20 protein-coding genes and 4 tRNA genes are annotated in these 21409 nt (G+C 49.8%); 10 read left to right on the plus strand and 14 right to left on the minus strand.

Annotated elements, in window-relative coordinates:
* Positions 1–50 precede the first annotated feature (50 nt).
* Positions 51–512: an Lrp/AsnC family transcriptional regulator gene (locus BOC67_RS12660; protein ID WP_291910695.1), complete on the minus strand. Its 462-nt coding sequence runs from the start codon at positions 510–512 to the stop codon at positions 51–53.
* 162 nt (positions 513–674) lie between these two features.
* On the opposite strand from BOC67_RS12660, the gene BOC67_RS12665 reads away from it, so the two are divergent.
* Entirely contained in the window at positions 675–1811 is a 1137-nt protein-coding gene (locus BOC67_RS12665) for a histidine decarboxylase (protein ID WP_291910696.1), read from the plus strand.
* Positions 1812–1898: 87 nt separating this feature from the next.
* Here the strand turns inward: BOC67_RS12665 and BOC67_RS12670 are convergent, their stop codons facing one another.
* The 3 genes from BOC67_RS12670 to BOC67_RS12680 all read right to left on the minus strand — a co-directional run bounded on the left by BOC67_RS12670 (position 1899) and on the right by BOC67_RS12680 (position 3687).
* On the minus strand, positions 1899–2780 hold the full coding sequence (locus tag BOC67_RS12670; protein ID WP_291910697.1) for a mechanosensitive ion channel domain-containing protein: 882 nt from the start codon (positions 2778–2780) through the stop codon (positions 1899–1901).
* A gap of 73 nt (positions 2781–2853) precedes the next feature.
* Positions 2854–3108: a hypothetical protein gene (locus tag BOC67_RS12675; RefSeq protein ID WP_291910698.1), complete on the minus strand. Its 255-nt coding sequence runs from the start codon at positions 3106–3108 to the stop codon at positions 2854–2856.
* A 96-nt stretch (positions 3109–3204) separates the two neighbouring features.
* Positions 3205–3687: a DUF6496 domain-containing protein gene (locus BOC67_RS12680; RefSeq protein ID WP_367115555.1), complete on the minus strand. Its 483-nt coding sequence runs from the start codon at positions 3685–3687 to the stop codon at positions 3205–3207.
* A gap of 267 nt (positions 3688–3954) precedes the next feature.
* Between BOC67_RS12680 and BOC67_RS12685 the strand changes: the two genes are divergently transcribed.
* On the plus strand, positions 3955–4269 hold the full coding sequence (locus BOC67_RS12685; RefSeq protein WP_291910699.1) for a KGG domain-containing protein: 315 nt from the start codon (positions 3955–3957) through the stop codon (positions 4267–4269).
* A gap of 102 nt (positions 4270–4371) precedes the next feature.
* Here the strand turns inward: BOC67_RS12685 and BOC67_RS12690 are convergent, their stop codons facing one another.
* The 4 genes from BOC67_RS12690 to BOC67_RS12705 form a co-directional block, all read right to left on the minus strand.
* Positions 4372–5700 (minus strand): putative sulfate exporter family transporter, encoded by a 1329-nt coding sequence (locus BOC67_RS12690; protein ID WP_291910700.1) that lies wholly within the window; start codon positions 5698–5700, stop codon positions 4372–4374.
* Between the two features lie 45 nt (positions 5701–5745).
* Positions 5746–6375 (minus strand): class I SAM-dependent methyltransferase, encoded by a 630-nt coding sequence (locus tag BOC67_RS12695; RefSeq protein WP_291910701.1) that lies wholly within the window; start codon positions 6373–6375, stop codon positions 5746–5748.
* 179 nt (positions 6376–6554) lie between these two features.
* A tRNA-Arg gene (locus BOC67_RS12700) sits at positions 6555–6628 on the minus strand.
* A gap of 339 nt (positions 6629–6967) precedes the next feature.
* Positions 6968–7041, minus strand: a tRNA-Arg gene (locus tag BOC67_RS12705).
* Positions 7042–7384: 343 nt separating this feature from the next.
* Here BOC67_RS12705 and BOC67_RS12710 point away from each other — a divergent pair.
* Together BOC67_RS12710 and BOC67_RS12715 are read left to right on the plus strand one after the other, a co-directional pair.
* A complete protein-coding gene (locus tag BOC67_RS12710; protein ID WP_291910702.1) occupies positions 7385–7858 on the plus strand; it encodes an Hsp20/alpha crystallin family protein in 474 nt (157 codons plus the stop codon).
* 86 nt (positions 7859–7944) lie between these two features.
* Complete coding sequence (locus tag BOC67_RS12715; protein ID WP_291910703.1) at positions 7945–8250, plus strand: hypothetical protein; 306 nt, start codon at positions 7945–7947, stop codon at positions 8248–8250.
* Between the two features lie 77 nt (positions 8251–8327).
* On the opposite strand, the gene BOC67_RS12720 is transcribed toward BOC67_RS12715, so the two are convergent.
* Together BOC67_RS12720 and BOC67_RS12725 are read right to left on the minus strand one after the other, a co-directional pair.
* Positions 8328–8401 (minus strand) — tRNA-Arg (locus BOC67_RS12720).
* 276 nt (positions 8402–8677) lie between these two features.
* Positions 8678–8751, minus strand: a tRNA-Arg gene (locus tag BOC67_RS12725).
* Positions 8752–8873: 122 nt separating this feature from the next.
* Between BOC67_RS12725 and BOC67_RS12730 the strand changes: the two genes are divergently transcribed.
* Both BOC67_RS12730 and BOC67_RS12735 read left to right on the plus strand, forming a co-directional pair.
* A complete protein-coding gene (locus BOC67_RS12730; RefSeq protein WP_291910704.1) occupies positions 8874–9347 on the plus strand; it encodes a 23S rRNA (pseudouridine(1915)-N(3))-methyltransferase RlmH in 474 nt (157 codons plus the stop codon).
* A gap of 34 nt (positions 9348–9381) precedes the next feature.
* Complete coding sequence (locus tag BOC67_RS12735; RefSeq protein ID WP_291910705.1) at positions 9382–9987, plus strand: rhomboid family intramembrane serine protease; 606 nt, start codon at positions 9382–9384, stop codon at positions 9985–9987.
* Between the two features lie 48 nt (positions 9988–10035).
* Here the strand turns inward: BOC67_RS12735 and tilS are convergent, their stop codons facing one another.
* A complete protein-coding gene (gene tilS / locus BOC67_RS12740) occupies positions 10036–11376 on the minus strand; it encodes a tRNA lysidine(34) synthetase TilS (protein WP_291910706.1) in 1341 nt (446 codons plus the stop codon).
* 15 nt (positions 11377–11391) lie between these two features.
* A complete protein-coding gene (locus BOC67_RS12745; protein WP_291910707.1) occupies positions 11392–11703 on the minus strand; it encodes a hypothetical protein in 312 nt (103 codons plus the stop codon).
* Positions 11704–11871: 168 nt separating this feature from the next.
* Here BOC67_RS12745 and BOC67_RS12750 point away from each other — a divergent pair, with 168 nt between their 5' ends.
* The 4 genes from BOC67_RS12750 to ispE all read left to right on the plus strand — a co-directional run bounded on the left by BOC67_RS12750 (position 11872) and on the right by ispE (position 15298).
* Complete coding sequence (locus BOC67_RS12750; RefSeq protein WP_291910708.1) at positions 11872–12612, plus strand: electron transfer flavoprotein subunit beta/FixA family protein; 741 nt, start codon at positions 11872–11874, stop codon at positions 12610–12612.
* A gap of 45 nt (positions 12613–12657) precedes the next feature.
* Positions 12658–13632, plus strand: coding sequence for an electron transfer flavoprotein subunit alpha/FixB family protein (locus BOC67_RS12755; protein WP_291910709.1), 975 nt, complete (start codon positions 12658–12660; stop codon positions 13630–13632).
* Between the two features lie 181 nt (positions 13633–13813).
* Positions 13814–14413 carry a bifunctional nuclease domain-containing protein gene (locus BOC67_RS12760; protein ID WP_291910710.1) on the plus strand — a complete coding sequence of 200 codons (600 nt, stop codon included), beginning with the start codon at positions 13814–13816 and terminating at the stop codon, positions 14411–14413.
* A 75-nt stretch (positions 14414–14488) separates the two neighbouring features.
* Positions 14489–15298 (plus strand): 4-(cytidine 5'-diphospho)-2-C-methyl-D-erythritol kinase, encoded by an 810-nt coding sequence (gene ispE, locus BOC67_RS12765; RefSeq protein WP_291910711.1) that lies wholly within the window; start codon positions 14489–14491, stop codon positions 15296–15298.
* Between the two features lie 119 nt (positions 15299–15417).
* Here ispE and BOC67_RS12770 read toward each other — a convergent pair whose 3' ends face one another.
* Both BOC67_RS12770 and BOC67_RS12775 read right to left on the minus strand, forming a co-directional pair.
* A complete protein-coding gene (locus tag BOC67_RS12770) occupies positions 15418–15717 on the minus strand; it encodes a phosphoribosylpyrophosphate synthetase (RefSeq protein ID WP_291910712.1) in 300 nt (99 codons plus the stop codon).
* 106 nt (positions 15718–15823) lie between these two features.
* Positions 15824–21409 (minus strand): gliding motility-associated C-terminal domain-containing protein (locus BOC67_RS12775; RefSeq protein ID WP_291910713.1); only part of this gene is annotated, 5586 nt, incomplete at its 5' end.

Genomic DNA, 21409 nt, shown 5'->3' on the forward strand with positions numbered 1-21409 from the left:
CGTAAGCGCTGAGAGGCGTACCGCTTTTGTAAGTAATCCCACCACCTACACTACAGCTCAAACGCCGTCGTATGCTTAATCTCCGTCATCACAAACGAACTATGCACCTGCGCGATATTCTCAATCGTAGCCAGTTTTTGCGTGATGAAATGCTGGTAGCTTTTCATATCGTCCACCACTACTTTCAACAGGTAATCATAGTTACCCGCCAGGTGAAAACATTCCATTACTTCGTCCAGCTTCATCACGGCCGCTTCAAATTTACGCAGCAGCGGCAGGGAATGCAGCTGCAGGGATACGTTGCAATATGCCATCAGCGTCTTCCCTACCTTCTCCGGGTCCAGCAGGGTGACGTAGTTACGGATGATACCCAGTTTTTCGATTTTTTTGAGCCGCTCGTAGGTGGGCGTAACGCTAAGCCCTATACGATGCGCAATTTCCTTTGTATTTAGCTTGGCATCCTTTTGCAGCAATGTCAAAATTCGCTTGTCCGTATGATCGAGTGTATCCATGGTAGTATGATTTTTCTGCGGACGGCATTTATATCTCCCCAAAAGAGAATAAAAAAACTGCCCGAAGGGCAAAAATAGTATTTTTTTACTACTTATTATGTACATGTAGATATACAGCGTTATATAATACTACATTCGCAGTATCATACACCTGTAATTACCATGAATAGTAGATTTGGATTGTCGCCGGCTGACGCAACGCAGCTGGAAGCGCTGCTCCGTACTGTAGCTACCGGCACTGCCGACTTCTTAGGCTACCCGGTATCGAAAGACTTTGATTATAGTCCACTCATGCCATTCCTGCAATATCCCCTGAATAACCTGGGCGATCCGTTTGTTCCTTCCACCTACAGCGTAGGCACGCGGGAAATGGAAAAAGAAGTGGTGGAGTTTTTTGCGAAACTCTTCCGCGCTCCTGCGGGCGACTGGTGGGGCTACGTGACCAATGGCGGCTCCGAGGGCAACCTCTATGGCCTGTACCTCGCCAGGGAACTGTATCCCAAGGGAATGGTCTATTACAGCGCCGCCACCCATTACAGCGTACAAAAGAACATCCACCTGTTAAATATGCCCGGCATCGTTATCCGCACCCGGGAAAACGGGGAAATTGATTATGAGGACCTGGAAGCCATGATCAGCCAGCACCGGCATCTCCCGGTGATCATCCTGGCCAACATCGGGACCACCATGACGGAGGCGCGGGACGATGTGCGGCGCATCCGCCGGATACTGGACCGCATGGCGGTTCGGCAGCATTATATCCATGCGGACGGCGCGCTGTCCGGCAGTTACAGCGCCTTCCTCCCCCACCGGCCTGCCTTCGATTTTGCGGATGGCGCCAACAGCATTGCCATTTCCGGCCATAAGTTTATCGGCTCACCCATCCCTTGCGGTGTGGTGGTGGCCCAGAAATCGTTTCGGGACCGCATTGCCCGCAGCGTTGCCTACATCGGCACGATGGACACTACCATTACCGGCTCCAGGAACGGCCATTCTCCATTGTTTTTATGGTATGCCCTTAAACGTTATGGCGCGGAGGGGCTGGCCGCCCGGGCACAGGCAGCGCTGGAGGTGGCGGCTTATGCTACGGACAGGCTGCGGGCTATTGGCATAGCCGCCTGGCGCAACCCGGATACCCTCACCGTGGTGTTTCCCGCACCGGGAGAAGAAATCAGGAGCAGGTGGCAGCTGGCTTCAGAAAACGGGTGGTCGCATATTATCTGCATGCCGGGCGTTACTCGGGCGCATGTGGATACGTTTGTGGCGGAGCTGGAGGCAACGATGGAAATGGCTTGTTAAACGTTATGATGTCTATGCGATGGAAAACATCGCTTCAATAGTTGGTAAGATTGCCCGCCGCATCTTGCTGCGATGGCCATACCATGCCTAAACTCCTTTTTCCGCAATCGTAATAATCTCCGTATTCAGCGTGCGGCGGATGCTTTGTTCCACCGTCTTATCAGCGAATGGAATGATCAGCTGCACCTTGAATACCACGTGGTCTTTCCTGATCTCCAGGGTACGGAGGAGGAAGCTGTTCTTAACGTAATGGTCGGAAAAGCCGCTGATAGCGTTTTTCAGGCGGGCTTCCAAATCGTCCGGGGTATAAGGCAGTTTCCGGTCCAGTTCAAATTCAATCGTGATCTTTTTCACGTTCTGTTTGGACTGGTTGATGACGATGGAAGTAAATACCAGGGAGTTGGGAACGATGATCTGTTCATCATCATCGTTTTGCAGGACGAGGTTGATCAGGGTGATGTCCAGTATTTTGCCTTTATAGTCGCCGATGCGCACATGATCCCCGAGGGACAACTGGTCGGAGAACATGATGATCAGGCCATTGATGATATTGGTGATATAATCCTTGGAAAGCAGCGCGATGGCCGCTGCCACGATGGTGATGCTGGTCACGAACTTCAGCAGGTCGATCCCGAAGAGGATCATGATCGACAGCAGGATGAACACCGTATTCAGCACGGAGCTGATGCGGTTGAGGCCCAGCATGAAGTTATCCTTTTCTACCGGTTTGTTCAGCCGGCGGCGGGTGTACCAGGAGATGATTACCAGCCAGGCGAGAGAGATAACGAGGTTGGCGCCGAGGAAGAAGGTAAGCGCGTTGGTGATGCGGAACAGCCAGGTGAATTTATCATAGACTTTGGCGTGTTCCAGGTTAAAATAAACTACAGCGAGATATACCAATAATTTTACGAGGAACAGGATTCGTTCCTTGCGGTTTTTCCTTTTATAAACTTCGTCAGTAACCATCATAGCATTGTAAAAGTACAAAGCGTGTACTTTACTGCCAAATGACTGACAGTATTAGCGGGTATGATGATGGCGGTTATCCCATTTTATCCAGGATTTCGTTCCAGATAATTCTGGCGATTTGCTCTGTTTCCACGATGCGTACGCGTTCTGCCACCGTATCGGTATGATCGGCTGTAAAGCGCAGGCTTTGCGGCGCAAAATCCTGTAAAACGAAAGGCTTCACATCAGGGATTACTTCGTACAGTGTTTCATGTTCCTGTGCATTAACCGTGATGTTAAGTCCATAAGCCTTACCCTTGATTATTACTGTTACATGATGCTGTTCCATATTAAACCATGGGCAAGCCCTGTGCCATATAAAAAGACCGGTGTCATGCGATACCGGTCTTTTTTCGTATATGATCTGGAGTATGAGCAATACGCATCAGGCGTGGGCTGCCTTCTTGCGGCTGCTGGCCTTTTTACGGGTAGCTGCCTTTTTGCGTGGGGCTGCTTTTTTTGCCGTAGATTTTTTAGTCGCCCCTGCCTTAGCCGTAGATTTTCTGCCAGTGGATTTTTTGGCGGTTGACTTGCTGGCAGTTTTACTGCGGGAAGCAGCAGTCCGGGAGGTGGACTTTTTAGCGGTGGCTTTTTTTGCAGTCGCTCTTTTTGCTGTTGCTTTTTTAGCGGTGGACTTTTTAGCGGTGGATTTTTTTGCGCCTGATTTAGTGGAGGATGATTTCCGGGAAGTGGAAGGTTTTTTTGGGGCTTTTGCACCTTCTTCCCGGGCTTCGGAGATACCTATGGCGATAGCTTGCTTAGGATTGGAAACTTTCTTACCACTGCGTCCACTCTTCAGCTTTCCTTCGTGCATTTCATGCATTACCTTTTTCACCTTGCGCTGAACAGCGCTCGAATACTTTGCCATAATAGAAGATTGAATGGGTTATAAAAAGTGATAACGATATACAAATAACAAAACGCAAGCCAGCAGATAATGAGGCATTTAGCGCAAAAAAACCGGGGAACGCTGTTGGGGAATGTGTGGATTTTTCTATGTATTGTGTAATGAATTGCACTAATACCACAGTGGGGCGTTTGCTGAAATCCGGTATAGGATTGACTTCCAGTCGATGGCACCAATATTGATAGCCTTTCCTTTATAATTTGTTCACTACACTATAAAAATTGCATTATGGAAAACATGACTTATCAATCATTTCCCAATGGCAATCCGCAAAACAATGCGGTTGAAAAACCTAGACACAGCAAAAGGGGTTTTGCATCAATGGACCCTGAGCAACAGAGAGCCATATCCAGAGAAGGTGGACGAGCAGCACACAAACAAGGAGTTGCACACAAGTTTACTTCAGAGGAAGCCCGCGCGGCCGGTAAGAAAGGCGGTGAAGCCGTGAGCCGGAACAGAGAACATATGGCCGCAATTGGCCGTAAGGGCGGTACCAACCGTGGCAAAAACAAGCTGAAAGAACAACAACAGCATGTACTGTAGCGTCTGGAAGATATCAAAATAATAAGCCTGTCGACACAGACAGGCTTATTATCCCTACATAAATTTTTTATTAGCAGTTATTTAAATATATCCTGTGAAACCCTATTTAAATAAGTAACCGAAGAGGATAAATGCCCACAGCAATGTCCACAGAATATTAAACACCTGCGCCCCGATAAAGGCTAATGCCGGCCTTCCTCCCTCCATCGTCATAATATCACTGAACCTCGCTTCAATACCGATACTTACAAATGCCAGTGCAAACCATACGGTACGCAGGCTATTCAGTACGCCGCTGGTTTGCTGCACCACGGCCGGACTGATGACAAACGAGAACAGCAGGGATGCTGCGATAAAGCCCAGTACGAATTTGGGGAATCGCTCCCACACTATTTTCAAACCCGGGTGCTGCGCTCCACTCTTCCCGTCCTTACTGCGGTAGCTCCACCAGATAGCGATGAAAAACGCCGCTACGCCAATGAGTACATTCTGGGAAAACTTAATAATCACGCCGGTGTTCACCGCTTCGGGGCCTACCATTTGCGCGGCCGCCGTTACGGATGCAGTGGTGTCCAGGGTGCCTCCGAGCCAGGCCCCTCCTACTACGGCGGGGATGTCGAATATCCTGATGATCCAGGGCTGCAACACCATCATGGGAATAGCCACCAGCAAAACCAATGTTGTAACATATGATAACTTGCGCTTGTCGCCCTGAATGGCGCCACTGGCCACAATAGCGGCGGACACGCCACAGATGGACACTGCGGAAGCCAGGATCACCCCGAATTCATCGTCTACTTTCAGCTTACGGCTGAGCCAGAGGGAGAATACCCAAACGGCTGCCACAACTACTACGGCCTGGATAAGGCCCGGCAGGCCGGCCTCCACGATATTTTCAAACAGAATGCTGGAGCCGAGGATTACCAGCCCCGTTTTGATGAAAAATTCAGAACGGGCGGCTTCGCGGAGCCATGCCGGCGGCTCGCCGATGTTGCCGAGCAGGAGTCCTATTATCAACGCAAAGATCACGTATTCGAGCCCGTAGTAATTCAAGGTGGCATTGCCGGCAATGACCAGGGAACAGATGCCCAGCAGGAAGATCACCACAAAGCCGGGCAGGTACTTTTTAAAATCCGCGCCCTGGTAATAGGTGGCCACGCTGGAAAGCAGCAGGTAGGCAATGCCTATACCTCCGATCAGGAGCAGGTTGGCACCGGTGAATACATTTTGGACCAGGCTTGCCCCGCTATCCCATTTGAGGGCGGGCGTGGCAAATTTCATATCCGGGTTGGCGATGGCGATAGCCAGGACCGTCAACAGGATGAACCCTCCTACAATAGTGGCCCACCAGTCTTCGGTGAGTGAGAACAGTGCAGACTTTTTTTGCGCCGCGTCCTGCGGAACGGCCGTCACAGATGCTAATTCGGGCATATAGGCTTCTTTTTATCAGTTTACGTAAAGTGGAACGACAAAATACTAGTTTTTGCTGAGCAATAAAACCAGTATTCGGGGAACGGTAGCAGTATTATTATCGTCGAAGTATTCTTTGGCGTCAAATACCTGCAGGCCATGGCGCGCAGCCACCTGCACAAATTCGGAGATGTGGTGGGTGTAAACTTCCACGCGCTTTTCGCCTTCGCTGGTTTGGAACTTAGCGCCGCTGCCGCCGTACTGGCGGAAGGGATGCAATTCGCCCATGTACAGGAGGCCGCCCCGGTGGAGGGCTTTGGCCGCTTCGCCGAAAACGTGATCCAGGTCCCGGATATGTTCGAGGACGAGGCTAAAGGTAACGATGTCATATTTTTCCGTTACAAAGTCCCAGGGCTTTGTGATATCGGCTTGGTGAAAAGTAACGGCGCTGTTGCCGGCGAATTTCTGCCGGGCGATCGCTTGCATCTCTTCGGAGAAATCGACTGCCGTAATATGTTCGGCCTGTTCCAGGAGCCAGCTGGTATTTTTGCCGGTGCCGGCGCCGATTTCGAGTACGCGCTTGAAGGTAAAGGGGTGTAAGGTTTCGCGGAGTGCAAAGGCTTCCAGGTCGCGGGTTTTGTTTACGTTGGTGTCGTATTGCGCTGCCCAGTCGTTATAGGCTTCTCTGATAGTCATGGTTCACGGGTTTGTGTAAAGCTAGTAAATTTTTTGGTGGGTTGCTTGCGGGGAGGGTTGCTCGCAAAGAGGCTAAGGGGCAAGGCTCGCAAAGGTAGGATAGCGGTTGGAAATCTATGTGGTGGTGGGAACGATTCAAAAAAAAAGAGGTCAATGTTGTGATTGACCTCTTTTACTAGTGACCGCGTCAGGATTCAAACCTGAAACCTTCTGATCCGTAGTCAGATGCTCTATTCAGTTGAGCTACGCAGCCAGCGTGTGATTGTTATACAAAGGTAAACATTTATTTTTATCTAACAAATTTATTGTCAATTTTTTATGATGTATTTTTTTGTGTTAGATGTAAGGAGGTGGATGTGGGAGTAAGCGAAGGGCTGCAAAAGTAAGTAGAAATTAATATATAAACCAAATAGGGTAGGTAAAGGATGCGCGCTATGCGCCTTGTCATATTTTTCTTTAATCAAAAGATAGGGAAGGTTGATGAAAACTCTTCTTAACCATTGCTGATTTTATGCTGTTTGAATAAACGAATCGCACCTACATTTCCGACATAAAAAAAGGCCACTTTTATAAGTGACCTTTTAAGTTCTTGTGACCGCGTCAGGATTCAAACCTGAAACCTTCTGATCCGTAGTCAGATGCTCTATTCAGTTGAGCTACGCAGCCATTCCGCGTTGAACGGGTTGCAAATGTAGGAATTGTTTTTAAATCAACAAATTTTATTTGATTTTTTTTGTGAAGATGTAACTGCTACGTACAAACGCAGTTCCGTCAGGGAAAATTTCTTTCATGGAAAATGCCAGGGCAACGGCGCTTTTCTTATGCTTTATTGCACCCGATAAACCCAACGAAAAATGCATCGTGGCGGAGGCGGCCTCTCCTATTCCGTATAGCCAGCCTTAAAATTTGTCATTCCCATCCTGAAAAATTTTCTTTCAGCTTGTCATTTTTTCAGCGCCTCTCCCACTGGTATATACTTTGTGGCCGTTCTGAAAAAAAAGGAGATTTTATGAACACACTAATGAAAAGAAATGGTAATGGAAGTACCGCCGCAACCAGTTTCAGTAGTTTGGTGGATAGGATCTTCCAGGATAATTTAAGTCGTTTTTTTGATGAGCCGGTTTGGAACCTCAGCGGTACATCCAGGCTGCGAAACATTCCTACCAACCTGCGGGAAACCGATACCGGATACGAATTACAGCTGGCGGCGCCCGGGCTGAAGAAAGAGGATTTCAAGATCAACCTCGAAGGCGATACGCTGACCGTAAAGGTAGATAAGGAACAGGAACACACGGAAGAAAACAAATCCGAAGGCTGGCTGCGCAGGGAATTCCAGTTGCAATCGTTTAGCCGCAGCTTCCAACTGGATGACAGCATTGATGCATCCAAAATTTCCGCCCGCTATACGGACGGTATCCTGCAGGTGAACCTGCAGAAAAAAGAGGGTGCGCAAAAAGTTTCCCGTACAATCGAGATCAGTTAATCAGCCGTACATTTTGCAGCAGGAAAGCAGGCGACAGCTGCGCGCCTGCTATTCCTGTTATTATAAACCATGTTACTCCCACCGTTATGCAAAAAACTACTTACCATCTCACCGTAAATATCCAAACGCCTAAAGGCATGCTGGAAACCGGCACCTTCTTCCTTGGGGCCGACAGGCAGTTTGCTGAAACTATTTTCGATAATATGGCAGGCAGCAAGGACCTCGCAAAATACCCCTCCATCCGGCTGGACCTCCTGGCTTCCACCGGCGACCTGCTGCCGGTATGCCTGAAACGCATGGGCTGTAACCTGGAACAATATGCAGGCAACTGCAAGATGCTCACCAGGGAACTATTCCGGCACTTTATGTTTGAAGGTGAAATGACGTTGTAGGTAGTTGTGACATTCCGCTACCAGGGTTATAAAAAACAACAAAGGCGCATCATGAACGATACGCCTTTGTTGCTTTGTGACCGCGTCAGGATTCAAACCTGAAACCTTCTGATCCGTAGTCAGATGCTCTATTCAGTTGAGCTACGCAGCCATTCCCTGAACGGGTTGCAAATGTAGGATTGTTTTTTAAATCAGCAAATTATTTCGAAATTATTTTTTCAGGCGGCACTAACGTTTACGGATACACGGAGTAGAAAGTGCGTGCGTGTTAACGGAACCATACCGTATCCGAAACGGTAAATTTTCTCCCGAAAAATAAAAAAACTACAGACACAAAAGCCATGAAAGGTGGGAAAAAAGCGGAAGCGATTGCAGGTGATTACAAATGAAAAAGCCGCTCAGAAAGCGGCTTTTATTCATCATTTTGTGACCCCGTCAGGATTCAAACCTGAAACCTTCTGATCCGTAGTCAGATGCTCTATTCAGTTGAGCTACGGAGCCATTTGTTGTGATTGGATTGCAAAGGTATGGGTTTTTTCCATTTCACCAAATATTTTTTTCATTTTCCTATAATTTTCTGATTTCCACGTACTTTTACAGCGATCATTAAATAATTATAGCAATTGAAAATTCAACTCTGGAGCATAGGAAAGGAACATGATCCCTATATTCGGGATGGTATGGCGGTGTTTCAAAAACGCCTGCAACATTACGTGGATTTTGAAGTGAAGCTGATCCCGACCGTTAAACAGGCGGCGAGCCTCTCTGTACCGGAGCTTAAAAAAGCGGAGGCTAAAATTATCCTGGACCTCCTGCAGCCAACGGATTTCCTGCTGGCGCTGGACGAAAAAGGGAAAATGATGACGACCGTGCAGTTTGCAGATTTCCTGCAGCAACGCACCAATGCCGGCACCCGGCAGCTGATCATTCTCATTGGCGGCGCATTTGGCATCGACCAGTCGGTATTGCAACGGGCGCAACTTACCATGTCCCTCTCCCCGCTCACCTTCCCGCACCAACTGGTACGGCTCATTTTCACGGAACAATTATACAGGGCGTACACTGTATTAAACCGCGAAAAATATCATCATCAATAATTACATTTACATTCTGTCTAACAACCCGCAATCTATGTCTACTACATTAATCATAATTATCATCACCTGCGTAGTTTCCATCACTTCGTTCAGCAACGGCTCACAGTGGGATAAAATGAGTATGCAGCCTTACATGGTAAAACACCATAACCAGTGGTATCGCTTTATCACGGCCGGTTTCCTTCATGCCGACTATATGCACCTGTTCTTTAACATGCTCACCCTGTATTTTTTTGGCAGGTACGCGGAGATGTTGTTCATGGCCATCACCGGATCGAAAGTGACCTACGTGGTGTATTATATCCTCGCGATCATCGCAGGAAATATCCCGGGATTCTTCAAACACCAGAACGATAGTCATTATGTGGCCATAGGCGCCAGCGGCGCGGTTTCCGCCGTATTGTTCACTACCATCCTGCTCTATCCCTGGGAAAAAATTTACCTCTACTTTGCCATTGGTATCCCGGCGGTGATTTACGCGGTGCTGTTCCTCGCTTATTCCAGCTATATGTCTAAACGCGGCATGGATAACGTGGGGCACGACGCGCATATTTGGGGAGCGATATTCGGATTTGTAGCGCCCATCGTGCTGCGGCCGGAGCTGGCGCAGAACTTCCTGGACGCGTTGTTGAGACGGTAAGCTTATTATAGTAAAGCGGCCAGCACATGATGTGTTGGCCGCTTTTTTTTATTTATGCCATTCGATGGACAACATCTTTTCTGTTGCCGGCAGTATCTTGAACCGGTCGTCGATACGCATGCCGATGACCCATACCACCCGCTTTTGCGATTCCAATACCCAGACCTGCTCTTTTTCTGGAATGGACAACTTCTGATCAATAAAAAAGCGACTGAGTTTTTTCTTCTTCCGCATACCCAGCGGATAGAAGTAGTCACCCTGCTTCCATTTGCGGAGGATCAGGGGATAGCGCAGCTGCGCAGCGTCGACCCAGGCGGTATCGGGCGACTGCGGAATGCTGCCTGCATGCGCTTTATCGATACTGCGCAGGTGCAGTTGTCCGCCTCCAAAATGCACATGAGTGGTTTCCGGCGCAATGGAAATCACGGGCGCAGTCGTATCCTGGATGGCGGTGATCAGCAGCCATGCGCGGTTGCGTAAAATACGATGGGTAGGCGTTTCCACGTATCGGCCGGACTCGCTCTCCAGCAAGTTCAGCACCTGCGGGAGCTGGGCGGAGGAGCAGCCAAACTCACGGAATATTTCCCAGGCAATGGTTTGCAGCGGCATGGTTTTCTGCAGCTTCAGCACGGGAATCATCCAGTGGTCGCCCTTCTGCGTCAGCAGGGCTTTGCGGTGGCGGTTGACCGACTCCATATATAATACCTCCGCCTCGCGGATCTTTTCAATGGTAGCGGCCATATTTTTCACCGCAGCCGGAATGCTTTCCTGGATCACCGGAATGACATGGTGACGGAAATAATTACGTGTGTACTTGTCCGTTGCATTGGAGCTATCTTCCACGAACTGCAGGTTTTTACGGGTAGCCCAGGCTACCAGCGTATCCTTCTCTGCAAACAGCATGGGGCGAATGATCTTATCATACCTGGGCAGTATCCCGTGTAAGCCGGCAATACCGGTGCCTTTGGCAAAATTCATAAGGGCCGTTTCCACGCTGTCCTGCAGGTGGTGGGCGGTGGCGATATAGGCGTACCCGTTGGCAGCCCGCACTTCTTCCAGCCACTGGTAGCGCAGCTCCCGGGCGGCAATCTGGATGGATACCTTGTGGGCAGCGGCGTAGCCGGCGGTGTCGAAACGGGTTTCGTGGAAAGGCAGTTCCAGGCGGCTGGCGAGGTCGCGCACGAAGGACTCGTCCCGCACGGACTCATCGCCCCTCAGCTGGAAATTGCAGTGGGCGATGCCGGCTGCAAACCCCGCCTCTTTAAACAGGCAGGCCATCACCATGGAGTCCACCCCGCCGCTAACGGCCAGCAGTATTTGCTGGGAGGGATCGAACAGCAGGTGTTCTTTAATAAAATTGAGAAAGTTATGAAGCAGTTGATGCGGCATGCGATAGTTGTTGGATTAGTAAACCAGGTCCTCGTAGGCGGACTGCAGTTCGTTATAGGTATGCCGTTCGTTGGCCGCTTTGGCCATGGCCATACCTGTTTCATAGACTTTTATGGCCGCCTCCTTATCGCCTGCCCTTTCCAGCAATTTGCCGAGGTGGTAATACGACCCGGTGTAGCCGGGCTCATAAGCGAGCAGGTCTTCAAATAGTTGCCTGGCGGTAATATCATCTCCCAGCTTGATATGTTCGAGAGCGAGTGCATGTTTCACGAAGCTGTCGTTTGGACTGGCTTCCAGGAACTGCTTCAGCTGCGCGATTCTGTCCATCCTGCTAATAATTTATAAGTAATTGTTTTTCAGTCCGCAAGATACACATATTGCCAATTTCAGCAATAACTTAAAACTGCGTAAAATCATCCATCATGGTGGCGGTTGGCTTATATTATTTAAATATATTTGCTGATACCGCATTATTAAACAAAACAGTTTACGGCCATGAAGATTTTAGTTTGTATCAGTAAAACTCCGGACACGACTGCAAAAATAGCTTTCACGGACAATAACACGAAATTCAATGAAGCTGGGGTCCAGTTCATCATTAACCCATATGACGAATGGTATGCCCTGGTACGCGCCCTGGAGCTGAAGGAAACCGTTGGAGCGGATGTACACCTGGTAACTGTAGGTGGAGCGGATTGTGACCCCATTATCAGAAAAGCGCTGGCGCTCGGCGGTGATCATGCGTATCGCATCAATGCCAGCAGTGGAGACAGTTTTTATATCGCATCACAAATAGCGGCACACGCCAAAGAACAGCAGTATGACCTCATTTTCACCGGTAAGGAAACCATTGACTACAATGGTAGCGGCATTGGTGGTATGGTGGCGGAACTGCTGGAATTACCATATGTATCCATCGCTGCCAAATTTGACCTGAATGGCACCAAAGCGACCATCAACAGGGAGATTGAAGGCGGTGAGGAAGTTTGCGAAGTAGAACTGCCGGTAGTGGTATCCTGCCAGAAAGGTATGGCGGAAGCGCGTATCCCTAACATGCGCGGTATCATGGCCGCCAAAACCAAACCGCTGACAGTAGTGGAACCTGTTGCAGCGGATAGCCTGACCAGCGTGGTGAGCTTTGAGCTGCCGCCTGCCAAGAGCGGCGTGAAGCTGATCAATGCGGACAATGTGGAAGAGCTGGTGAAGCTGCTCCACGAAGAAGCAAAAGTGATCTAAGCACCGGTGAGGGTAACCCAATTTTCCACTTCAAAAAATTAAACAATGTCAGTATTAATATTCGCAGATCAGGCAGAAGGTAAAATTAAAAAAGCGGCCCTGGAAGCCGTACAATATGGCGCCAAAGTAGCGGCGCAATTAGGCACTACCGCCACCGCAGTAGTGCTGGGCGCGGCGGATGCCGCAGAACTGGCGGCCCTGGGCAATTATGGCGCCACCAAAGTGCTGCATGCGGCAGATGCCCGTTTGCACGAAGTTGAGTCCACAGTATATACAAAAGTGATTGCAGCAGCGGCCGAAAAAGAAGGTGCAGCCGTGATCATTTTCCCGCATAATTTCGATGGCAAGGCCATTGCGCCGCGCGTGTCCGCACGGCTGAAGGCAGGACTGGTAGCAGGCGCTATCTCCTACCCTGATACCAGCAATGGATTCGTGGTGAAGAAGAGCGTGTTCTCCGGGAAGGCTTTCGCGAATGTGAACATTACTTCCGAGAAGAAGATCATATCTATTATACCCAATACTTTCGCGGTAAGCGCGGGTACAGATACCGCAACGGTGGAAGCTTTCAGCCCTGCCATCAACGATGCGGACTTTAAAGTGAAAGTAGTGAAGAAGAATACGCTCAGCGGTGAAATTCCATTAACAGAGGCGGAAATCATTGTATCCGGCGGCCGTGGTCTGAAAGGGCCTGAAAACTGGGGCATGGTGGAAGACCTGGCGCATGCGCTGGGCGCGGCAACGGCTAGTAGTCGCCCGGTGGCCGATGCGGGCTGGCGTCCGCACCACGAGCACGTAGGCCAGACGGGGCTCACTGTTCGTCCCAACCTCTACATCGCCATTGGTATTTCCGGGGCGATCCAGCACCTGGCCGGGGTGAACGGCAGTAAGGTGATTGTGGTGATCAATAAGGATCCGGAAGCGCCGTTCTTCAAGGCTGCCGACTATGGCATTGTGGGCGATGCTTTCGAAGTGGTGCCCAGGCTCACCGAGGCAGTTAAAAAGTACAAAGGCCTGAACTAAGCTCATTATATATAAGGAGATGGTGCTACCGCAAAGGCGATGCATCATCTCCTTTGAATTTTGTGTTTGTTCGCTGATTTCTTGATAAAAGTGCCCCTAATCTTATAGTTTTTTTTTAGATAAGGAATTATTTTCTAACTTCACGGTCTTATAAAACCTTCAGCGACAACGCAAGACAGATATGAGAAAAATAGAACTGGAAATAGTTGCTTTATCGCACAGCATTACGCAGACTCATTCATATGCCGTGGTATTGGGAGAGGTAAATGGGTTGCGCCGTTTGCCGATTGTGATTGGTGGCTTTGAAGCGCAGGCGATTGCCGTAGCCCTTGAAAAAATGCAACCCAGCAGGCCCCTCACCCACGATCTGATGAAAAATTTCATGAATGCATTTAGCATTGAATTACATGAAGTAGTAATCAGCAACTTGCAGGAAGGTATATTTTACTCCAAGCTGATCTGTTCCAGCAACGACGAAACCATAGAAATTGACTCCAGGACTTCAGATGCGCTCGCATTAGCCGTTAGATTTGGCTGTCCGATATATACATTCGAAAACATCCTCAACAGTGCCGGTATTTTGTTAGATGATCCGGCTGGCAAAAAAAGCAGCAAACCGGTTACGCCTACCATCCAGGAGCATGAGAAAGGTGCGGAAGACGACCTGAAAGCCCTGAACCTGGACGAACTGCAGCAGCTGCTCCAGGAAGTATTGGAACAGGAGGATTACATCCGCGCCATTGCTATCCGCGACGAGATCAACAGCCGTAAAAGCAAATAATTCAAATTTAATGGCAGCAATTCTACACCCCGGTATGCTGATTCCGGCAGGCTTTGCTATGTAAAATATTTTCCCATGGTAGTATTTCCCAACTGTAAGATCAACCTGGGCCTGTACGTCACCAATAAGCGCCCGGATGGCTTTCATGACCTGGAAACCGTTTTTTACCCGGTAGCCGTGCAGGATGCCCTGGAAATACTGAGCGCTCCTGCCCTTCAATTTACCAGTACCGGTATTGAAGTGCCGGGCAACAGTGCAGACAACCTTTGCATCAGGGCTTTTGAGCTGCTGCAGCGGGATTACCCTGCCGTGCAACCGGTGCAGATTCATTTGCATAAGCATATACCTATCGGGGCCGGACTGGGTGGCGGCAGCGCCGATGCCGCTTTTATGCTGAAGCTGCTGGACAGCAAGTTCCAACTGGGCCTCAGCGAGGAGCAGCTGATCGGGTATGCGGCACAGTTAGGCAGCGACTGCGCGTTTTTTATACCGAATAAGCCTTGTTTTGCCGTTGGCCGGGGGGAGATATTAACGCCGTTAAGCCTGGATCTTTCGGGATATTCACTTTTGCTCATCTATCCCGGCCTGCATGTAAATACCGGCTGGGCTTTTAAGCAGCTCACTCCTGCTGCCCCGCAGCGTTCCCTTAGGGAAACGATCCAACTGCCCGTGGAGGAATGGAAAGGTGTAATCGGTAATGATTTTGAAGGACCGGTGTTTGCGGCTCATCCTGAGCTGGCGGCGATTAAAAACCGGTTGTATGAGAGCGGCGCTGTTTATGCGACGATGAGTGGCAGCGGGTCTACGATGGTGGGTATTTACCCGAAGCATACATTACCGGATATTGATTGGGAAAGCGGGTATAGTGTGTTTAGGGTTGGGTGATGGTTTCCTGCATTAAAGAAAGGTGTTTATGGTTGGGTGATGAGGCGTTTAACATGACATAATTGATGGTTTCCTGCATTAAAGAAAGACGCCTGTTGCCAGGCGCCTTCTACCTATCTTTATTTCGTACCCAGTTTACGAACCATATCATCTGAAATATCTTCCGAGTACACGCCATAGCCATGCATGAGCGTACCCCTTGTGCCATCGAGGGTTCTGATGGCGTAAACAATATTTTCATCGCCGGGATCTGTTTCCCCTTCAAAGCGATAGACTTCTTCGATATCAAATTCCTCCGGCTTTAACTTCCTGTTATCTCCCCCACCCTGAATACAATCGAACTGCAGGATAAAGTCAGCGGTATAGCCGCGTTGGCGCAGGTCCTGCAAGGCTTCTGTTACTGTTTCGTAAGATTTCATACTTCCCTTTTTTGTCTTATACAATTTACAACATCCGAATGTTCTTTTTAAAACAAAAAAGCTGATCTCCGGGGAGATCAGCTTTTTTGACTATTCAAGGTTACTATTACCTGATTACAGTTACTTCACCTTTGAGGACATTAGGCATGCCACCGGCATATTTCTTATAGGTGAGCCACCATACGTAGGTGCCTACTTCTACAGGAACGCCTCTGTGTTTACCATCCCATCCTCTGTGTTGATCGGAGGACATGAAGATCAGCTCACCCCATCTGTTGAAGATACGCAGTTCGTATTCATACATTGGTCCGCGAACCACTGGTCTGAACACATCGTTACGTCCGTCGCCGTTTGGAGAGAAGGCGTTTGGCAACTCCGGTTTAGGTTCGCACTGCGTGAAGTCCACCCGGATCTGGTCAGTTGCGCTTCCACAATCGTTGAATACAGTCACGGTGTAAGTACCGCCTTCTGTTACATTGAGTGTTGGAGCAGAAGATCCGTTATCCCAGCGCACCGCGGTGATACCGCTTCCGAATGCGCGCAGTGTGAGGGTTTCGCCTTTACACATTACGGTGTCGTTACCAAGGTTCACTTTCGGCAATCCTGTCACATTCACTTTCACGCTGTCCATGAACACGCGCTGACAGAATTTATCCATTACGGCGATTTTGTAATTACCTGCTGCGGTGATTTTCTTGATCGGGTTAGGATCGCCATCATTCCACAGGTAGGAGATCGCATTTTCAGTGGTACCGTCCAGGGTGATTGCCGCGCCTGGGCAGATATTCCTGTCTGGGCCGAGGTCTACTTTGATCGTCGGTTTCATACGAACGTTTACGGTATCTCTCACCACGCAGTTATCTCTGCTAACGGCTACCCAGTAGTTACCCGGTTTGTTTACCACAATGGAGTTGCCGGTTTCGCCGGTCTGCCATTGGATACGGCCGCCGTTGGAATTTACGGTGAGCATGATAGACTGATCAGGGCAGATCGTCGTATCGCGGCTCAGGCTAATGTCTGGTGGCGGGTTCACGCTTACTTTCACGGTATCGATGGTGATACATCCACTCTTCGTCACTTTCACCCAGAACTGTTCCTGAGTACCTACCAGGATGGAAGACGAGGTCGCGCCTGTGCTCCAGAGGTAAGTAGCGCCGTTGACGAAGGCATCCAGTTTCACGGACTGTCCGCGACAGATAGTGGTATCCGGGATATCCACCAGCGGAGTCGGGATCAGACCAACCTTGATGGTATCGGTGGTACCGCATTGGCCGTTGGATACGTTCACCCAGTAAGTACCAGCTTTAGTGATGTTGATACGCTGTGTAGTTTCTCCGGTAGACCAGCGGATGTTGTAACCGAAGTTGGCTGCACCCGCATCCAGTACCAGGCTGTTGCCACCGCAGATGGTCGTGTCTTTTCCAAGATTTACCACCGGTTTCTGGGTGTATTTCAGATCGTAGGTCACGGTGTCGGAAGAGCAACCGGTTCTGCCGTCTGTAATGATGAAGGATGCACTTGTTGCACCGTTCAGGTTGAAGATATTACTGCTTTGTGTGATTGGCAGGCCGTTTACAGCGTTGGAAGGTGTGATGCCTACCAGGGTGTAAGTTGGGCGTGTCACGCTACCTACTGCCTGCAGCACGATCCGTGGATTATCGGAACAGTTTTGCGGCAGGTTGGCGTTCAGCTTAGGTTTATCACAAGGTTTGATGATAATACGCTGAATCACATCATTGGATTTATTTCCGCATGCATCCGTGATGGACCATCTTCTGATGATGGTGTAACCGTTACAGATATCTTTTACATAAGGATCCTCTGTATAGGTCACTTTTTTCGGGAATGAAGGATCACAGTTGTCAGTTGCAATCAGTGTCGGGGAAGAAGGTATCTTATCCTGACAGTAGATTTCAATGTCTGCCGGAGCAGGCGCAATCACCGGACGGGTAGTATCTACCACGGTAATCACCTGACGAACTTCTGTTTTGTTAGCGCAAGCGTCCATTGCGGTCCAGGTTCTGATGATGCGGTAAGAGTTGTTGCATGCACCCGGGATACGTTCGGTGGTGATCGTTCTGATCAGCTTCACTTCATTTCCGGTGCTGCAATTATCCGTTGCCGTTACATTCGGAGCCGGTGCAGGGATAGCGTCGCAGCTTACAGTGGTATCAGCCGGCGGCAAGATTGTGAATACCGGTTTAACAGTATCCTGAACGGTTACACGCTGCTGCATGGTAGCCACGTTGTTGCAGGCATCCGTAGCTGTCCATGTGCGGATCTCGATGTAGTTACCTGCGCAGGAACCAGGGATCTTCACAATTTTCGAGCTGGTGATTACCTGTACGCTGCCGGTGCAATTATCGGTAGCGCTGATTACAGGCCATCCAGGCAGCTTATCACAATCTACCACGGTGTCTTTAGGCGCTGGCATGGAGAACACTGGTTTGGTAGTATCCTGTACGGTGATGATCTGTACGGTGGTGTTACCGTTACCGCATTCATCCAGGGCCGTCCATTTACGGTAGATGAGGTATTTGCTCTGGCAGTCTCCAGGTTTGCGAACGATGGAGTCTTTCGGCTGAGCAGTGATCACGCCTGGCGTACAGTTATCGGTAGCGGTGAGTGGCTGACCCGCAGGGATCTTATCACAATCCACCGTAACGTTGGCCGGCGTAGGCACATTGAATACCGGGGCGGTTCTATCCACTACAGTGATCACCTGAGTGAGCGTTGCGCCGGTGTTGCAGGCGTCTTTAGCGGTCCATGTTCTGATCAGCTGGTAGCTGTTACCGCAATTACCAGGTATATCTTTTCTTGTTTCTACCGGAGCAATGTTGATGTCGCCACCGCAATCGTCCTTAGCGGTCAGGTTGACGAAGCCAGGTACTTTATCGCAATCCACGGTTGTATCACGTGGCGCAGGCGTAGTGAACACCGGTGCTTTTGTATCCACGATGGTGATGGTCTGCGATGTTTTCACGCTGGTTCCGCATCTGTCGGTAGCGGTCCATGTACGGGTAATCGTCCTGGTACAAGCGTTCACGGTTACGGAAGCATCGTTCCAGGTGATTTGCAGCTGCTCATTGGTATAAGGAGCGTGGCTGAATTCCGGTTTACCGAACATGGTGGTGTAATCTTTATTGAGTACACATTCAGTAGTGAAGGATGGTGGCGTAGTTACGACAAACGGAGGTTTGGTAATTACCACGATACTTACCACGTTGCTGATGTTATCGATACATTGACCGGAGGTCACCAGTCGACGGTACCAGGTGTTTTGTGTCAGCGCGCCAGGCTGGTAGCTATCGTTGGTAGCGCCGTTGATGTTGGTGAACGGACCGTTAGCGCCGGTAGTGCTGGACTGCCATTGGTAGCTGTAGGTACCGTCACCGCCTGTCAGCGCGCCACCTGTCAGCGCTTTGGCAGTTTCGCTCAGGCAGAGCGTTTGATCTGCGCTGATGGCATTGCCGAGGATCGGTTTGCGGTTGATCAGCGTGAGGCTGGAGCTGGTAGCGTCGCAGACGCCGTTGCTTACCACCCATGTGAGCTGAACGGTTTGACCCGCTTCTACCGTTACGATTGCATCTTTATCGTTTATGCTGCTGATGGAAACTTTTGTTTTGTCGCCACCTGTTACAATCCAGGTTCCGATAGCGCCGGCTACACCAGGGTCGCTTGCGTGGAGGTGGAAGGTATCCACGTCGCAGTGTTCCCTGTTAGGACCGGCTACTGCAGGTACTGGTTTGAGGTAGTTGATGATGGTCATTTCATCTTCGGTGGAAGCGCAGGTACCATTGGTGATTGTCCAGCGTAAGGTAACGGTATCGCCAGGCGCAACATACACTCCGGAATTGTGGAGGAACTTGTCACGGATGGTAGCGTTACCTTTTATGATGGTCCAGATACCGCTTGCTGTAGCAGGGGTTGGTTCCTCTGCTTCCAGTGTGAAGTCGGTAGTTCTGTTACAATCTGTCAGGTCTTTTCCTGCATTTGCTTTAGCCGCGATGGCGTAGTTACGGATAATCATAGTGTCCGTTGAGGCAGCGCAGGTACCGTTGGTGGTAGCAACGCTCCACACAAGGGTTACACTATCTCCAACAGGCACCAGGATGGTAGCGTGCGGATCATGGATATCACTAACTGTTGGTGTTGGATTAGTGCCATTATAGTTAACGATCCATGTTCCGGTTTGCTGGATATTACCAGTTTGTGCAACCGGTGTTGCGGTTAATTTGAACGGCGTTTTTTGGGCACAAGCTTCCTGGTCACCGCCGGCCACTGCTGTCACGCTCGCTGCGTAATTGTAGATGGCAACGGTGTCGGTAGCAGCGGCACATTGCGTGATTACCTGACCGTTTACAAAGCTGGTCACAGTCCACACCAGGCGTACGCTGTCACCAACAGGCACCACGATGGTAGTGGCCGGATCGTGCGTATCCGCTACCTGCGGCGTTGTGTTTGTACCGGTGTAGATTACTGTCCAGGTACCTACCTGCTGGATATTACCTGTTCCGGATACTGGTGTTGCACCCAGTTTAAACGGAGTAGTCTGCGCACAACCATTCTGATCTTCACCAGCTACTGCGGCAACATTCTGCGCGTAGTTATAGATGGCTACGGTGTCAGTAGTAGCGGCACATTCGGTGATTACCTGACCGTTTACAAAGCTGGTCACCGTCCATACCAGGCGTACGCTGTCACCTACAGGTACCGTGATGGTAGTGGCAGGATCGTGCGCATCTGCTACCTGTGGTGTAGTGTTTGTACCGGTGTAAATCACTGTCCAGGTACCCACCTGTTGGATGTTGCCTGGTCCGGTTACTGGTGTTGCTGTTAATTTGAATGGTGTTGTTTGCGCGCAAGCGGCCTGGTCTGGGCCAGCTACCGCAGCGGCATTTTGAGCGTAGTTATAGATGGCTACGGTATCAGTAGTAGCAGCACATTCGGTGATTAACTGACCATTTACAAAGCTGGTCACCGTCCATACCAGGCGTACGCTATCTCCTACCGGCACTGTGATGGTAGTGGCAGGGTCGTGCGCATCTGCTACCTGTGGCGTAGCATTTTTACCAGTATAGATTACTGTCCAGGTACCCACCTGTTGGATGTTTCCTGATCCAGCTACTGGTGTTGCTGTTAATTTGAATGGTGTTGTTTGCGCACATGCTGACTGGTCTTCACCAGCTACAGCAGCAGCGTTAGCTGCGTAGTTATAGATGGCTACGGTATCAGTTGTAGCGGCACATTTGGTTACAGCCTGACCGTTTACAAAGCTGGTTACAGTCCATACCAGGCGTACGCTGTCGCCTACCGGCACTGTGATAGTAGTGGCAGGATCGTGCGCATCTGCTACCTGTGGCGTGGCGCTTGTACCAGTATAGATTACTGTCCAGGTACCAACCTGTTGGATGTTACCTGTTCCAGCTACTGGTGTTGCTGTTAATTTGAATGGTGTTGTCTGCGCACAAGCGGACTGGTCTTCACCAGCTACAGCAGCAGCGTTAGCCGCGTAGTTATAGATGGCTACGGTGTCAGTAGTAGCGGCACATTCGGTGATTACCTGACCGTTTACAAAGCTGGTTACAGTCCATACCAGGCGTACGCTGTCACCTACCGGCACTGTGATGGTAGTGGCAGGATCATGCGCATCTGCTACCTGTGGTGTAGCATTTTTACCAGTGTAGATTAC

Origin of the sequence: Chitinophaga sp. CB10 (assembly GCA_001870995.2) — a bacterium.
Classification (GTDB): domain Bacteria; phylum Bacteroidota; class Bacteroidia; order Chitinophagales; family Chitinophagaceae; genus Chitinophaga.

Coding starts and splice junctions, on each gene's coding strand:
- BOC67_RS12745 (WP_291910707.1), bottom strand. CDS start 11,703: ATGGACAGAATCGCGCAGCTGAAGCAGTTCCTGGAAGCCAGTCCAAAC.
- BOC67_RS12665 (WP_291910696.1), top strand. CDS start 675: ATGAATAGTAGATTTGGATTGTCGCCGGCTGACGCAACGCAGCTGGAA.
- BOC67_RS12695 (WP_291910701.1), bottom strand. CDS start 6,375: ATGACTATCAGAGAAGCCTATAACGACTGGGCAGCGCAATACGACACC.
- BOC67_RS12710 (WP_291910702.1), top strand. CDS start 7,385: ATGAACACACTAATGAAAAGAAATGGTAATGGAAGTACCGCCGCAACC.
- BOC67_RS12675 (WP_291910698.1), bottom strand. CDS start 3,108: ATGGAACAGCATCATGTAACAGTAATAATCAAGGGTAAGGCTTATGGA.
- BOC67_RS12770 (WP_291910712.1), bottom strand. CDS start 15,717: ATGAAATCTTACGAAACAGTAACAGAAGCCTTGCAGGACCTGCGCCAA.
- ispE (WP_291910711.1), top strand. CDS start 14,489: ATGGTAGTATTTCCCAACTGTAAGATCAACCTGGGCCTGTACGTCACC.
- BOC67_RS12680 (WP_367115555.1), bottom strand. CDS start 3,687: ATGGCAAAGTATTCGAGCGCTGTTCAGCGCAAGGTGAAAAAGGTAATG.
- BOC67_RS12660 (WP_291910695.1), bottom strand. CDS start 512: ATGGATACACTCGATCATACGGACAAGCGAATTTTGACATTGCTGCAA.
- tilS (WP_291910706.1), bottom strand. CDS start 11,376: ATGCCGCATCAACTGCTTCATAACTTTCTCAATTTTATTAAAGAACAC.
- BOC67_RS12670 (WP_291910697.1), bottom strand. CDS start 2,780: ATGATGGTTACTGACGAAGTTTATAAAAGGAAAAACCGCAAGGAACGA.
- BOC67_RS12685 (WP_291910699.1), top strand. CDS start 3,955: ATGGAAAACATGACTTATCAATCATTTCCCAATGGCAATCCGCAAAAC.
- BOC67_RS12755 (WP_291910709.1), top strand. CDS start 12,658: ATGTCAGTATTAATATTCGCAGATCAGGCAGAAGGTAAAATTAAAAAA.
- BOC67_RS12735 (WP_291910705.1), top strand. CDS start 9,382: ATGTCTACTACATTAATCATAATTATCATCACCTGCGTAGTTTCCATC.
- BOC67_RS12760 (WP_291910710.1), top strand. CDS start 13,814: ATGAGAAAAATAGAACTGGAAATAGTTGCTTTATCGCACAGCATTACG.
- BOC67_RS12690 (WP_291910700.1), bottom strand. CDS start 5,700: ATGCCCGAATTAGCATCTGTGACGGCCGTTCCGCAGGACGCGGCGCAA.
- BOC67_RS12715 (WP_291910703.1), top strand. CDS start 7,945: ATGCAAAAAACTACTTACCATCTCACCGTAAATATCCAAACGCCTAAA.
- BOC67_RS12750 (WP_291910708.1), top strand. CDS start 11,872: ATGAAGATTTTAGTTTGTATCAGTAAAACTCCGGACACGACTGCAAAA.